The following is a 15,094-nucleotide window of genomic DNA, read 5'->3' on the forward strand; positions in this document are numbered from 1 at the left end:
TCGCAGAAATCATGGGGGAAATGTACGACAAAACTGCATCGCCCTGTGAGTTTGTCAATAAAGCGCGTAGTATAAGTTAGCGCACATGAAAGACGAGGATACACATGACTCGATGCTGGGAAATACGTGGATGTGAAGGGTCGCAGGATAACTACGACCACTGCCCGCATGCCATGCTTGAAGGTCGCTGCCCAGTCGACTGTTATTTCACTGGATGTGAACTGCCACAGCATGAACTAGCCGATCCGTTGGACCTGCTGGATGCAACTGTCGATCGAAGTGCAACCATTAAAGAAAGCTGTCTTATGTGCAGTTTCTTTTTAAAACATGGACCGCGACTGACGGATCGATGAGGGATGCACATTAGGTAACGCAACTAAGCTGATAGCGTTAGGATGCACTCTCTAAACCAGCGCTCCTTTAGCTTCTTCGGCTCTCTGGCTTCCTTAACTACGTTAATGACGCTCGTTTGAAGCTGGTCCTGAAATGCCGAGTATGTCGAAGAGTCCTTCACGGCTATGCACATCCATCTTTTGATAGATATGCCTGATGTGAGTCTTTGCCGTATCCTTTGAAATCACCAAGCGCCGCTGGATCTGTCCAATCGTCAGCCCTGTCGCTAACAGAGCAAGCACTTCCCCTTCACGTGCGGTTAAGCCAAAACGACTCGCAGCGTCCGCGCAGCGCTTGGATAGATCCTGGCGATACAGTGAATCGAGTTCGCCGGGCGCAGAAGAATCCCCTTTAAAGGACACGCCCCATCGGCTGAGAAAATCCTTTTCGCTCACAATAAGCAGGGTGCCGATTACAACGAGCGCAATCGTGATCGACCCAACAGCTAGCGAGGCCACATTGGAACCGAGCAGTGAAAAAGCTTCTGATGTCTGGCGTCCCGCCAGCGAAAACATTGCGCGCACACCACGCTCAATACCAAACAGCCACACAGCCGACATGCCGTAGCGATACGACATGTGAGCCATAATCAGCATAATCATGACCGAAAATGCCGTATAACTCGCGGTTGCACAGAAGTCGGCTATCCAGCCGTTGAACCAACCAAAACTTGGCAGCACTAAAAACGCACCCATCATCAACGGCAAGGCAGAACGATACAGCGTGGTGAACTGAAAATCGCCCGACTGCTTACTGATAAGCACCAGCAGCACCAGGCCCATTACCACCGTGCCAAATGCCGAATGGGGTCCGAATGTTGTCGCATACTGGCTTGTTTCACGCAGCCCAAAGGCAAACGCATAGACCGCCATAAGCAGCGTTGGTTTCCATGGGAAGGAAAATCGAGCGGTCTGAGCCCGTGGCTGTTCATCGGGGTCAAGAGACAGAAACCCCAGCATCGCAAAAGCAATTGAAGCGACCGGAAGCAACACCGCCGTGCCTGCCAACCACACACCCGACAGCCCCCGGCAGAAATAGATAATAAAAGCTGCTGCCACGATAGAAGCGCAGTAGTACAAACCAACTCGATACGGGCTCAAACACGAATAGAGTTCGGACCAAATTAGAATAACCAGAGCCGTTCCCACACCACCCAAAATGGTGGCTCCCCACGACAGTTCTTCCGACACGTCAGGCAAAGCGAGTGTGCCAAATGCGCACACCGTACCAACGATCATGGAAGCCAGTGCCGCCAGATAGATCGAACGACGTCGGAAAAGTGGCGCAACCTGTCGGTGAAAGATTGCACACGTAAAGAGGGTAAGTATCATCGCAATATCGTAGAGATCGTGCCCAGCTTCTCCGTTATAGGGAAAGGCTACAAACGATCCAACAAAGACCAGTTCAATCCAAGCGCGATAGAGGCCTAAGCCTAAAAATACCAGAGGGATATAAGGCAAACGAGAAAACAGGTATCCGCCCGGCAAACGCTTTCCACTATCAGAAGAAGCATCGTCAAGAAGGTACGGCTGCGCTAAAGCGGTCGGATCATTCATCTTCAAGGACGCTTGCGCCTTGTGCATCCTCGCCCCTTCCCCTTGCATGATGAATCACGCGTATTGTACCGCAAAATAATGTTTCCGCATGTCAGATATGGGTGAGACAACAAGGGTGAGAAAGTTCGCCCCATGGTGATGCCCCAGGGCGAGGAAGCCAGCTGATTAATCCGCTACTGTGACAGATATCAACGCGGCGCCCTAACCGCAACATCCTTGATGTGAGATGCACATCCATCTGCGCGATGCCCGCTAACAGGCGATGTCTACCAACAGATGGAGACAGCAAGATGAAGCAGGATAAACCTCAGGGCAAGCCGATATGTTCGATTCAACGCGTTTAGAGGGGAACATCATGACGGAATCAATCAGCAGACGAGACTTATTCAAATTTGGCGGCGTTGCAGCAGCAGCTTTAGCTGGCGGTAGCGCACTAGCCGGCTGCAGCAAGCCAGCGTCCCAACGCGAAGCTGACATTGCCCAAGCTGACTTCAACGGCGAGGCAACTACTGCTGCCGGTCATGCTCGTGATGGCTTACCCCAATTCTTTGCGCAACCAAAACCTATCACCGACATCCGCCAAGAGCTCGATTTTGACTTGGTGGTTATCGGAGCCGGCGCACCGGGTGTTCCCTGCGCCCTGGCAGCTCACGAAGCGGGTGCCCATGTAGCGCTTCTGCAAAAGGAAGACAAGGCAAACGCACACGGCAATTCTGGATCGGGTATTGACCTTGCCACAAGCGATGAAGCCGATGTCGAAAATCTTGTTTCGCTGCTGATGGTTGAGTCCCAACATCGCGCTAATCGCGACCTTATTGAAATGTGGGCGAAAAACTCTGGCGAGGCGGTTTCATGGGTTATAGCAAAAGCTCAAGAAGCTGGTGCTCAGGTTATCGACCAGGGAAATGCCCAGCATATGCCGCTTAAAAACCGCAAAGGTTATAACATCAATTTTGTGACGAGCTATTTTGGCCCGAAGCCCTACACCACCGGCGACGGCATGCAAGCACTTGCCGAGCTCGCAGCTAAAGAAGGTGTCGAAGTGTTCTATCGCACGCCTGCCCAGCAGCTGGTTCAGGATTCAACCGGCAAAGTCACAGGCGTCATAGCACAGAACCCCGATGAAGGATATACCCAGTTCAACGCCAAGAATATCGTAATTGCCAGCGGCGACTATCAAAGCGACCGTGCGATGCTCGAATACTATCTTCCTGATATGACGAACTTCGACCCCAAGCAGACTGGGCGTACCGGCGACGGGCATAAGATGGCCGTCTGGGCTGGTGGCGCCATCGAAAACATCGGGCACACCCATATGCTGCACGACTTTGATGCCGGCCCTGCTTCAATGTGCGATATGCCGTTTATGCGTGTGAAAAATAGTACCGGTAAACGCTTCTGCAGCGAAGACGTTGAGATGTCTTTAATGAACAACTACACCCGCAGCGCTGAAGACCGCGGCCATTACTGCCAAATTTTCGACAGTGCTTACATGGATAAGGCGGCAAATTTTCCCGGGAAACTGGTTGATCCTGAATCGCTGCGTGTGTACATGCCTGCTGAAAATGTCGAGCGTCAGGGTGTTTTTGCTGGTCAAATCAACACCTGGAAAGCCGATACGTTAGAAGAACTTGCAGACAAGCTAGAAATTGCTGATGTTGATGCATTTGTCGCAAGTGTCGCACGCTGGAATGATCTTGTTGCCGCAGGTAAAGACAGCGATTTTGGTCTCCCCGCTAATTATCTAACTTCCATCGACACGCCGCCGTTCTACGGCATTCATCGCCGTGTGCGCATGAGTGCTATCTGCTCTGGCATCGAAGTAAACAGCGAACTGCAGTGCGTCACACCCGATGGAAGTGTTATCGAAGGACTCTACGCTATCGGCAATGCAGCTGGTGGATTCTACGGCGGTATAGACTATCCCTTGACCGTTTTTGGTGTGAACTTGGGGCGCAACTATACACAGGGTTACGTTATTGGCAAAAAGCTCGGCAGCCTGTAAGCGGTTCCTCGACATAAAGCCCTTACAGGGATTTTCTTCGCGAATATAGGCAAAAAGCGCGCACGGCGGGTATGATAGACGCCGTGCGCCAACAGGCCACAGCCCAACCGAAGGATATCCATGAGCGATTTCGATTATGCCCACCTCATTACGAGCGTTCCCGACTACCCAAAGCCAGGTGTTGTGTTTAAGGACATCACGACCCTCACGAAAGATCCGGAAGGATTTTCTCGCGCAATCAATGATTTAGCTGATCATTTTGCCGATGCAGGGGTAACAAAGGTCATTGGCGCCGAAGCACGTGGGTTTATGTTTGCAGCTCCTGTCGCATACCGTTTGGGCGCCGGGTTTGTACCGGCACGCAAGCCGGGGAAACTCCCGCGCGAAACACTCAGTGCATCCTATGATCTCGAATATGGAACCGATTGCTTAGAAATTCATGCCGATGCCTTAACGCCTGATGACACGGTTATCTTAGTCGATGACCTTATTGCAACCGGCGGAACCGCCATCGCGCAAATTAAGCTCTTGAAAGAGTTTGGGGCAAAACTTGCAGGCATGGCCTTTTTGATGGAACTCGATTTCCTGAATCCGCGCGAACATGTCAGCCGCTACACCGATGCTGAAATATATTCGCTCGTTCATGTCTCATAGCCGCCTATACCGACCTGGTAAGCACAGCTCAATCGATAGATGTAGCTCGACCCATCGAGCATACACTCGCGTATTGGACAACTAGAATCCAGGGGATTGACTCGCCCACCTGGCAAGATTCGCATCGTTCCATCGGCTGGACAAATTAATCCAGTTGGTAAGATATAAATCTATCTATTGGACGAATAGCTCCAACCGCGCGGTAAAGTATCAACTGACCGAACAAATTAATAAGCTCGCGCCTACCGTGCCAGCAGATATCATTCGCTACTGACACGACAAAAGGAGGCTTTGTGACTATTTCCGCATCCTTGTTCCTTGAAAAAGATTACCGCTTACGCACCGGCGATTTCGACCGCTATCGGCGCCTTCACCCGACGGCAGTACTTGACCTATTCCAAGATATTGGTGGGCTCCAAGCAGAAATGATGGGCATTGGGTACGATGCCATGGCCGCTCAAGATGTGTTTTGGGCGGTTGTTCGCACAGCTTACCAGGTGGAACACACCCCTGCCGAACACGAAGTCGTGAAGGTGAGCACCTGGCCTCATTCGCCTTCGCGCTATTCTTTCCAGCGCGATTACGCCCTGCGAAGTACCGATGGAAGCCTTTTGGTGCGTGGCACCTCCGAATGGGTACTTATGGATATGAATACCCGCTCTCTCACCTCGGTGCTTGATTACTACCACGGTTCACTCGATTTCATTGACGAGCGCATGTTCGCAAAAAAGCTGCGCAAGATACGTGACTTCACCGAAGAAGGTAGCGGTCTTTCTATTACTCCGCGCTATAGCGATGTCGACCAAAACGGACATGTTAACAACGCCCGCTATGCTTCGTTTGTTCTGGATGCACTTGACCCCAGTGCTGCGGGCAGTATTGCATCATTTCAGATCGATTTTCGCCATGAAGTTATCGAAGGCACACCGCTTGTTGTGTTTACGCAGGTTGAAGGCAAAGACATCCAAGCAAAAGGACTTGATAGTAACGGAGAAATCAAGTTCGCTTGCAAGATCACTGCGCAGGCGTAGACGTCTTGAGCAGCCCACGTGCTTGCGCAAGAACTTGATTATGGTCGGCGCGGGACACGAGCTTCATATTCGCTAACTGGCTGATGGTTGCCCGATCAAGATGCAACTGCACGGCACCACGACATATCCGGTCAAGATAGTCGCTGCGCCAGGTAGCCCCTATAAATGGTGGGCGGGCTGAAAGGTAAATGAGCGCATCAAGTAACACACTGGCTGCTTCGTGCTGCCCATGAGCATAGGCGTGACTCAGGCTTTCGCTCGAACTTCTACCAGGTCGTCGATCTCCTTCATAGGTAACTCCAACAAACTGTTTCCGGTAAAACCCGTCTTCAACGCCTTCAAAACCATCCATCTTGCTTTCATTGGCATGCGTCAAATCCCACAGCGCACCCTGAACATGCTCGCCCCGACGGTTAACTACCGTGGCAAACCCCGCCGCATCCATGCGCAGCGCATGATTATGCAACGTTGCAACGCCAAGATACTCAGCCCCCGGACAGCGTTGTTCCATTTGGCCGAAGTCCAGATTGGACCCGTAGGCGAAATAAAGTTCTGGCATGCGAATCCTTCCTTTCTCCGTGCCGTCTTATGATTCCGCACCTGGTTAGGCGTCTTGCTATCGCTGCCCTGCAACGCGTCCTGAGCCTTCTCACGAAACGTGCGACCGCCGGTTCTCCTGATCCCTCTGGCCTCTCTATACTCTTCTATACGTTGCCCTTAAGGCCACGTATATCACGCCTGACATCCGAAAGCTCATTAATCTCTTAAACAAAAATGTCCTCTAGCATGGTTAGTGCTCTTGAGCAAAGCGTTTCAGCGGCGCAAGACAAGGTCGCTCTTCAGTATCAAGAACCTGCTCGGCCACCTCAAACAGAAGATCAATCCAGGTGGTTACCAAATGTCCATAGACACATGCTTGGCGCCCCTCTGCGCGAATGGCCCGCAGCGCACTGTCAACGCTATCGTCGTGGAGGGGCCAAATTCCCTCATGAACACCGAGCACTTCCTCGATAGTTTGCAGGCTCTCCTGCGCATAGAAGATGCCTTTAATCAGGGCAGCATACCCATAAATACAATCGGCGGGCATGCTGTCGGCTGGGCGGATTTCAACAAATTGCTTCAGCCGCACATCCGGCCAAAACATTGAAATCAGATGCTCGATATCCGACTGGTCCATCAGACGATCGCCATACGCATCACGCGCCAGGGTTTCACCAACCGCTCGTACCTCTGGCTGTGTCACGAAAATTGGCGACGCGCCCAACAGATAGTCGGCGTACGAGCCGAAGTCCCACCCGTCATCAAAAGCACCTGGGATAATGCCGCAACGAGCATTGTCCACATCGCGCCAGAGATTAAGGCGCGCCAACGGAATAGTGTTCGGTTTGCCTTCAAATACTGGTGCATTGTCGCAGATGTACGCCAAAATAGGACCTAAAGCTAACGCTACGCGAAACTTTTCTACCGCATCGACTTCGCTTGTGAAATCAACTGATACCTGGGTAGAAGCACTTGCGCGCATCATGCGTTCGCCATGGGTACCAATATGGTGAAAATGCTCGTCCATAAAACGATAGCGCTGCTTCGGAATCAGTTCCATATCAAGCGCCTGAGTAGTGGGGTGATACCCCAATCCCAAGAGCTGGAAAGCGTGTTCATGAAGAAACGGGTCAAGCACACGCCGAAAATGCTCATAGGCGCTTTTCACCTGGTCGACCCGCGCAAGAGGCGCGATACTTATTTCCAATTGAGCCGCTGGCTCAATAGTAATAGAAGCCTCATCTGAACGGAGAGCAAGGACCTCTCCTGCGCTATTACGATCGACTACGGGATACCACTGCGCCAGGTACTCAAGAACATCGCGCACGCCCAGCTTGCCATCACGCGGCTCATAGAAAACAGGACGCTTATCGGGGTCCGTAACAACAAAATGCTCTACCTCAACACCAAGAGCACCAGGAGCATCAAGAGTTCCATCCGCATGCCGAGCCTTCGCCGCAACGGGCTGGCAGCCTGCTTGCAGATATTCGACAATACGACGGCGGTTCTCTGCCTGAATATGGTTGTTCTCGGCAGTCATAAGCCGATCCTTTCATTTGGTGCGGCCTCTGAAAAGGCTCAAAGCATGATTATGTGCCTGCTTGGGGATTCTGTCTCCTTTGATATCTGCATACCATCATTTCTTCTCTGTTCCTTCGGGCTTATCGCACACAAAGTAAGTAACGGTATAGTAATTGACTTGATTGAGCGAATAAAATTGACCTTATATTGGCATGAGATATGTACGGGCTATGCGAAAGGTTCACCAATGCTCACCTATGATATAAGCAGTCGCAAGGGGCTTCCAAAATACGAATACCTCTACCGCTGCATTCGGGCAGACATTCGCAGTGGCACAATCAAGCCGAAGACAAAACTACCTGCTAAGCGCATCCTCGCGCGCCATCTTTCGCTCAGCGTTAGCACAATAGAAGCAGCTTACAATTTGCTGGTTGAACAGGGGTACGTCAACGCGCGACAAGGGAGCGGTTTCTATGTAGCGGAACAGAGTAGCTCTTTGAGTGTCCGCTCAGCGTCTCAAACACAAGATGGCTTCGCAGGTATTCGAAAGATACCTGAAATACCAGCTGCCGAACCCGCCCAAAACGCCGTTCAAAACGGCCACCCTGTTGAGCAGCAGACCAGTTCACCATCGCAGGAAGTCGACTTTTCAGCTAATCGCTGCAGCATGAATCTTTTTCCAGCCGACACGTGGGCCCGCATCATGCGCTCGGTACTTTCGGATAGAAATCCTGAGCTCTTCGAAACAGTTCCGTACAACGGCCTACTAGCGGCACGACAGGCCATTGCTTCATACCTGTATGAATTTAAAGGCTTCAAGGCCGACCCCGAACAAATCGTTATCGGTGCGGGTACTGAGTATCTGTATGGCCGCTTGCTTCAATTATTTGGACCGCGTTGTGTTGTCGCGGCAGGAGACGCCGGATCAAAGAAACTTGTTGATATATCGCGGTCAATGGGCATTGCCTGGGACTTTATTCCCGTTGATGAACAGGGACTTTGCACCGACCGACTCTACAACAGCACCGCTACCGTGGTGCACGCATCTCCCGCCAATCATTTTCCTACCGGCATCGTTATGTCTGATAAACGACGGCAAACCCTGCTTACCTGGTTACATGAAAAAGAGCATCGCTATCTTATTGAAGACGATTACGACAGCGAACTTCGCTACGAAGGCACCCCTGCGCCGACGCTCTTCTCTCAAGACGAGTATGAAAAGACAATCTATCTGAATACCTTTTCAAAGACGCTTGTGCCGTCGTTACGTATTTCATACATGGTGTTGCCACCCTCGCTTGCCAGCCTTTATCAGCAGCAATTGAGCTTTTATTCGTGTACCGTATCAAGCTTCGAACAGCTCGCTTTGGCTTCGTTCCTTTCTGGCGGGTACTTTGAGCGACATATTAATCGCCTTGTCCGCTACTACGGCGAAGCGCGACAGAATCTATTTTCCCTGCTCGATAAGTCACCGTTGATGACCATAGCGGTCAGGCGCCCGGTCCCAGTGGGAACCCACCTGGTGCTGCATATCGCAACAGCACGCAGCGACGAGGAAATCCGCGTCGCTGCGCACAAGCGAGGGCTTCGGCTATCGATGTTGTCTGACTACTGCGTTACGCCAACCGTGTTCAATATCCACGAACTCGTCTTGAATTTCGCGAGTGTCGAAGTGAAACATATGCCGCGCGTGGTCACCATTCTTGAGAAGATATTCGCCGAAGAGATTGCCTCCGCAGCTGACTGTTACCCTACGATGCAGGGTAACAGTCAGTAAGGTTTGAACTGCAGATTGTCGAGTGTAACCGACCTTAACTCTGCAAGCCTTAACCCTGTGATACAGGGTAAAAGCCACTCGGGTTTAATCTGCAGATTATCGGAGTGTGACTAGTCTCAACCTCAGCCTCAACCCTAACCTTCCGATACGGGATAAAAACCGCTCGGGGCGTCTTCAAGATCGATAAAGATATTCTTCACCTGGGTGTATGCATTCAGAATATCTTTGTGCGTCTCGCGACCGATACCCGACTTCTTATAGCCACCGAATGGAGCCTTTTCGGGCAGTTGGTTGTATGTATTCACCCACATGCGACCCGTTTCAACCGTACGCGCTACCCTAAACGCTCGGTTGAGATCACGAGTCCAAACTGCACCGCCTAAGCCATATTCACTGTCGTTGGCAAGAGCCACCACTTCGTCTTCACTGTGGAATTTGATAACAACAGCCACCGGACCAAAGATTTCTTCACGCGCTACGCGCATATCATTCGTTACGTCCACCAGCAGCGTCGGCTGTACGTACGCGCCCTTTGCCAGGTCGCCCTCGGTAGCACGCGCGCCTCCAACGGCAATACGTGCCCCCTCTTCAACACCAATCTTGACGTAGTTGACAATCTTTTCAGCCTGTTTTTCGTTGATCTGCGAACCCATTTGAGTTTCCGGATCCCATGGCATGCCCAGGCGAACTGCCTTGAATCGCTTTGCTGCTTCTTCGACAAAGCGGTCATAGATCGTATCCTGCACAAAAACGCGACTGCCCGCGCAGCAAACCTGTCCTTGGTTAAAGAGAATGCCTAGTTGCAGGCCATCCATCGCCTTTTCGAAATCGCAGTCGTCAAAGAAAATATTTGCCGACTTACCGCCGAGTTCAAGCGTAGCAGGAACCAACTTCTTCGCCGCAGCATCAGCCACACTGTAGCCAACTTCGGTCGACCCGGTAAACGCCAGCTTACGCAAGTCAGGATGATCTAAAAGTGCCTGTCCGGCCGCACGACCCGACCCAGTAATTACCTGGAACACGCCTGCAGGGATAATGCTTTGCGTTAGACGTGCCAGCTCCAGCACAGAAAGCGACGTGATGCTCGACGGCTTAAACACCGTACAGTCACCAGCTGCAAGAACTGGTGCAAGCTTCCATGCAACCATAGTAAAGGGAAAGTTCCAAGGTACAATCTGGCCCACAACCCCAATAGGCTCACGCAAAATCAAGCTCAGATAGCGATTGTCCAGAATCGTAGCCGACCCTTCTTCAACTTCAATCACGCTTGCAAAATAGCGAAAGTGGTCGATCGCCAGCGGAACATCAATATTGAGTGTTTCGCGAATGGGTTTGCCGTTATCAAGGCTCTCTATAAATGCGATCCGTTCCTTGTTTTCTTCAATCACATCAGCGATCTGACGCAGAATAACAGCGCGCTGTTTCGGGGTAGTCTTTCCCCAGCTTTCAAACGCCTTCCATGCGCCCGCAACAGCGTCATCAACATCCTGAGTGGTGCCAGCGGCAATATATGCCAGATGGGTACTGTCAGCAGGGCAAGTTGTTTCAAACGTAGCACCGTCCGATGCGGGACGAAATTCCCCGTTAATATAGAGTCCGTAAGTCTCTTGTAGTGTTGGTCGATCCATGAAAGACCCTCCTTTTCCGTGAGCCGCTTCAGATGAAGCAGCGCGGCGGCAGGTCCGGGAAGAGAATATGGACCCGCAAGACAGGTAACCCCATCTTCGCCGCGCGGCAAGACATCCGAACCTCGGCTGAGCCGTAAGTTCTTGAATGGCACTTTACGAAGGCAGGCAGAAGACAGGTAGCGCCGATTCACATCAATTTTTTCAGGTCACTTTATCGAGGTTTGTTTTGTCGGAGTTCGTTTCGCTATCCTGTTCTGGTTAAACAGGACACGGCACACCCCTCTATTGGTTTTTCTTTAACCGAGCGGTACATCTATATCGCGCGCGAGATAGATGCGCGTGAAATGTCTAACGACGCCCATCCAAAGAAATGTACTCCTCATTTATCACGGGCAGATTGTCTGCGTAGCTACCTAACGAAACCGGACCGAAAGAAATGCGCCCCCTATCCGTGAGAGATTCTCTTGGACAGAGGGCGCATCTTCAGCCTCATACTATTGAGGCACTATTTAACTTGGCCTACAGCAGATGAGAGCGCAAGTAGGCACCATCGTGAATAGAAAGATAAGCAGGAGCGATATCAAACACCGTGTAGGCGCCCTTCTGCCCCTCGGCTGCAAGACGGGCTACTGCACGGGCATATGCCACGAGCACGCTTGCCGTAAATTCGGGATTGCTGCCAAGTTTCAGCGAATACTCGATAACACTGGTATGACCACCAGCTGTGTCACCGCTTCGCAGCACAAAACCGCCGTGAGGTAATTCGGCATGATCGCGGTCGAGTTCTTCCTGAGAGATGAAATTCACTGTGACATCGTATTCGTCAAAATAATTGGGCATCGCCTTGATCTCAGCTTCAATCTTCGCGGGATCAGCACCCTCTTCAAGCACTACCCAGCACTCGCGTGTATGCATTTCGCGCGTTGTAAAGTTCGGATGCGTGCCACTACGAGCACCTTCCAAAGCTGCCTCAACGGGTACCGTATACTGGCGAGCATCAGCAACGCCTTCGATACGGCGCAGCGCATCGGAATGTCCCTGGCTGACACCACGACCCCAGAATGTGTAATCCGATCCTTCAGGAATAAAGCAGTTGCCAAAGAGACGATTAAGGCTAAATAGACCCGGATCCCAACCACAAGAGATAAGCCCCACTGTACCGGCGGCGCAAGCGGCTTCATCGACGCGCTCAAAATGCTGAGGAATGTTGTGATGGGTGTCAAAACTGTCGATTACGTTGTACTTGCCAGCAAACACAGGGGTCTGAGCAGGCAGATCGGTTGCACTACCACCACACAGGATAAGTACATCGATCGGTTCGTTGCCCGCTTCGAGTTGTTCAGCTGAGCGCACTGCGACACCAGGTGTTTCAACGGTAACGGTAGCAGGATCGCGACGCGTGTATACCGCCACCAGTTCCATATCTTCGTTTTGGCGGATAGCCAATTCAACACCGCGGCCCAAGTTGCCATAACCGAGAATGCCAATGCGAGTCTTACTCATGAAAATCTCCTTCCGCACGCCCGTGCTAAGCTTTATCTGTTGAGCTTTGTCACCCAAGCGCAAGCGTTCTTTCTCACATCGCGATAGTACCCGAGCACGCCACCGGAAGAAGAAGCATTGCAGGCGTTAACACGCACGAAACGTAAAACGCGCATCCCCTGCAAAGACAGAGGATGCGCGCGGAGAGGATTTTTTGATTTAGTGGCCTTTACAAGACCAACCTAATCGCAAAAGACCCGCGTAAATAAGCTGCGTCCACCAGACAATACGTCAATTCAGCAGTCGCCAATTGTACGCGCCTCAGTAGGCTTGAGTACGCAATTGGTTACGCGCGGGCATTCTTTGCTGCATTCGCACCAGCAATACGGCCGAAGACAATCAGGTCAGTATAGGAATTACCACCCAGTCGGTTTGAACCCTGCACACCACCGGTGCATTCACCGCAAGCATACAGATTTTCAATAGCCGTACCAGAAGTATTCACGACCTGAGCATCGGTATTGATCTTCAACCCACCCATCGTGTAATGAATAGTCGGAACGCGCTTCGACGCATAGTACGGCGCATCGGTCAGTTGATAACTATCGTCTCCGTCGGACCCCAGTAGTTTCTTGCCAAAGTCCTCGTCGTTCTTTGCGACAACAAAGCCGTTGTAACGATCCACTGTTTTCTGCAATTCATCAGCTGGAACACTGATTTTATCAGCCAGGCCCGTTACGCTTTCGCAGCGATAGCTGTGCCCGGTGTCAACCAGTTCATCAATCTGTGACGCACGATCAGAAGCGATATTGGTCGAATCCACCAGCAGCCACATTTCTTTATTAGGCTGCTCGAGAATGGCGTTGGCTATTTCATCGCGACGGCCATCTTCGTTAATGAAGCGCTTTGCTTCATCGTTGACCATCATGTAGTCCTCAACGCCCAACCAATTTCCCACAAAGGTGGCAACACCACCGTTTTGTGGGTCGCCAAGTGGATGGATTTGTACCAGTTCCATATTTGCCAGGTCAGCTCCGATAGCCTGTCCCATAACGATGCCGTCTCCCGTAGAACTTGACACGTTTGATGACGGCATATCGGATGTTACGCGCTTATCAAATTGGCTTGCCAGTTCAGGATTGCGGGCATAGCCACCGGTAGCCATAACAACCGACTTTGCGCGAACTTGCACCTTGGCACCGTTGCGGCGCGAACCTGAAACGCCAACGACTTTTCCACCTTCTTCTAAGATGGTGTCCACTTTCGCATTGCCATATATCTTCACGCCAAGTTTTTCAGCCGTAGAGCGCAGCACGCTCACATAATACGATCCGCCCTGTTCACCCTTCTTTTCCACCTCAACAGCATGACCCCGGCACCATTTGCCGCCGATAGCGGTAAAGCACTGGTTCTCGTATACCAAGCCATGGTCCTCCATAAAGTGAACTGCATCGAGCGCATTCTCGGTAAGGATATGCACGAGGGCAGGATCTCCCTTTTCATCGCCACCCTCATACGTGTCGGTATAGAAGTGTTCGACACTATCCTCAACGCCTTGCGCTTCCTGACGTTCGGGGTCGGGGGCATTAAGCGTGCCTTCGCCAGCATTGGTATTACCGCCAATGACATCCATCTTGTCGAGCATAACGACACTCGCGCCCGCTTCGGCTGCCGTAACAGCAGCGGCAAGAGCTGCACCACCCGTACCAACAATAGCAACATCAGCTGTCTCATCGATGTCAGCAGCTGCTTCAGCCCCAGGAGCAGCCTTCTTCAGTGCTGTTACGTTGCCGCCTGCCTGCTGAAAGACATCTTCCAATGCCTTTGTGAACGCCATCGATGTCAGCGTCGCTCCAGAAATAGCATCAAGGTTCAGCGTCTGACCATTCAAGCATTGCTGCGTCAAGGTATCGATGGCGAACGTACCAATATTGCGCGACTCTTCATGATCGGTATCGAGCGCCTCAAGCGCCGAGGTCGAAAAGGTTGCTTTTACTGTGATGTCGCCATTGCGTCCTGCTTCGGTAGCTGTGTAGGTACCCGCTTTATATTCTTGAGACCCCTGATCGCCGCTCTTTTTAGGCGAAGCACAGCCCGTCGTGCCTAATACTGTTGCGGCAGCTACACTCAAAACGCCCAGTCCCACAAAGCCACGACGCGACAGGCGAGCATGCTCAGCAGCCCCTGTTGCGCAGAGATCAACAGCATCAATGGGCGTAGTCGTATTTATCTGGTGGCTCGCATACGATGCCGGTTTGATGTACTCCGCTGCAAAGTTTCTTTCATTCCCTTTGTGCATGATGTCCCTCCTTATAGTGCGCCATGTAATTTGCTTCAAAGTATTGACGTGACTTCAAAGACAACATGACGATTGACCTCGCAAGGGCAACCCTTGCGACCCTCACATACAAACATACGCAGTTTGCAAGAGCCTGTATTCACACCTTTCGTGGGCAAAAGGGAAAATGACATGACATCAAAGGGGTGATATTGCACCTTTTATCCCA

General features: G+C 51.6%; 11 protein-coding genes. 5 read left to right on the plus strand and 6 right to left on the minus strand.

Features of this window, described 5'->3' with window-relative positions; genetic code table 11:
• Positions 1–104: 104 nt before the first annotated feature.
• Positions 105–353 carry a hypothetical protein gene (locus tag CCUR_RS07505; RefSeq protein ID WP_143711827.1) on the plus strand — a complete coding sequence of 83 codons (249 nt, stop codon included), beginning with the start codon at positions 105–107 and terminating at the stop codon, positions 351–353.
• A 102-nt stretch (positions 354–455) separates the two neighbouring features.
• On the opposite strand, the gene CCUR_RS06735 is transcribed toward CCUR_RS07505, so the two are convergent.
• Entirely contained in the window at positions 456–1,976 is a 1,521-nt protein-coding gene (locus CCUR_RS06735) for a helix-turn-helix transcriptional regulator (protein WP_015778893.1), read from the minus strand.
• Positions 1,977–2,304: 328 nt separating this feature from the next.
• On the opposite strand from CCUR_RS06735, the gene CCUR_RS06740 reads away from it, so the two are divergent.
• The 3 genes from CCUR_RS06740 to CCUR_RS06750 all read left to right on the plus strand — a co-directional run bounded on the left by CCUR_RS06740 (position 2,305) and on the right by CCUR_RS06750 (position 5,639).
• A complete protein-coding gene (locus CCUR_RS06740) occupies positions 2,305–3,954 on the plus strand; it encodes an FAD-dependent oxidoreductase (RefSeq protein WP_015778894.1) in 1,650 nt (549 codons plus the stop codon).
• Between the two features lie 120 nt (positions 3,955–4,074).
• The gene (locus CCUR_RS06745; protein ID WP_015778895.1) at positions 4,075–4,608 is read left to right on the plus strand and encodes an adenine phosphoribosyltransferase; all 534 of its coding nucleotides are present in this window, start codon (positions 4,075–4,077) and stop codon (positions 4,606–4,608) included.
• A gap of 293 nt (positions 4,609–4,901) precedes the next feature.
• On the plus strand, positions 4,902–5,639 hold the full coding sequence (locus CCUR_RS06750) for an acyl-[acyl-carrier-protein] thioesterase (protein ID WP_015778896.1): 738 nt from the start codon (positions 4,902–4,904) through the stop codon (positions 5,637–5,639).
• On the opposite strand, the gene CCUR_RS07340 is transcribed toward CCUR_RS06750, so the two are convergent.
• Positions 5,623–6,198 carry a gamma-glutamylcyclotransferase family protein gene (locus CCUR_RS07340; protein ID WP_015778897.1) on the minus strand — a complete coding sequence of 192 codons (576 nt, stop codon included), beginning with the start codon at positions 6,196–6,198 and terminating at the stop codon, positions 5,623–5,625. The genes CCUR_RS06750 and CCUR_RS07340 overlap by 17 nt on opposite strands.
• Positions 6,199–6,429: 231 nt before the next feature.
• A complete protein-coding gene (locus CCUR_RS06760) occupies positions 6,430–7,719 on the minus strand; it encodes a glutamate-cysteine ligase family protein (RefSeq protein ID WP_015778898.1) in 1,290 nt (429 codons plus the stop codon).
• Positions 7,720–7,947: 228 nt separating this feature from the next.
• Here CCUR_RS06760 and pdxR point away from each other — a divergent pair, with 228 nt between their 5' ends.
• Positions 7,948–9,477 carry a MocR-like pyridoxine biosynthesis transcription factor PdxR gene (gene pdxR / locus CCUR_RS06765; protein WP_015778899.1) on the plus strand — a complete coding sequence of 510 codons (1,530 nt, stop codon included), beginning with the start codon at positions 7,948–7,950 and terminating at the stop codon, positions 9,475–9,477.
• Positions 9,478–9,611: 134 nt separating this feature from the next.
• Here pdxR and CCUR_RS06770 read toward each other — a convergent pair whose 3' ends face one another.
• The 3 genes from CCUR_RS06770 to CCUR_RS06780 form a co-directional block, all read right to left on the minus strand.
• Positions 9,612–11,105 (minus strand): aldehyde dehydrogenase family protein, encoded by a 1,494-nt coding sequence (locus CCUR_RS06770; protein ID WP_015778900.1) that lies wholly within the window; start codon positions 11,103–11,105, stop codon positions 9,612–9,614.
• Between the two features lie 519 nt (positions 11,106–11,624).
• Positions 11,625–12,608, minus strand: a complete 984-nt coding sequence (locus CCUR_RS06775; RefSeq protein WP_015778901.1) for a diaminopimelate dehydrogenase — start codon at positions 12,606–12,608, stop codon at positions 11,625–11,627.
• A 325-nt stretch (positions 12,609–12,933) separates the two neighbouring features.
• Positions 12,934–14,886 (minus strand): flavocytochrome c, encoded by a 1,953-nt coding sequence (locus tag CCUR_RS06780; protein WP_015778902.1) that lies wholly within the window; start codon positions 14,884–14,886, stop codon positions 12,934–12,936.
• Between the last annotated feature and the right edge of the window lie 208 nt (positions 14,887–15,094).

Source organism: Cryptobacterium curtum DSM 15641 (assembly GCF_000023845.1).
Classification (GTDB): domain Bacteria; phylum Actinomycetota; class Coriobacteriia; order Coriobacteriales; family Eggerthellaceae; genus Cryptobacterium; species Cryptobacterium curtum.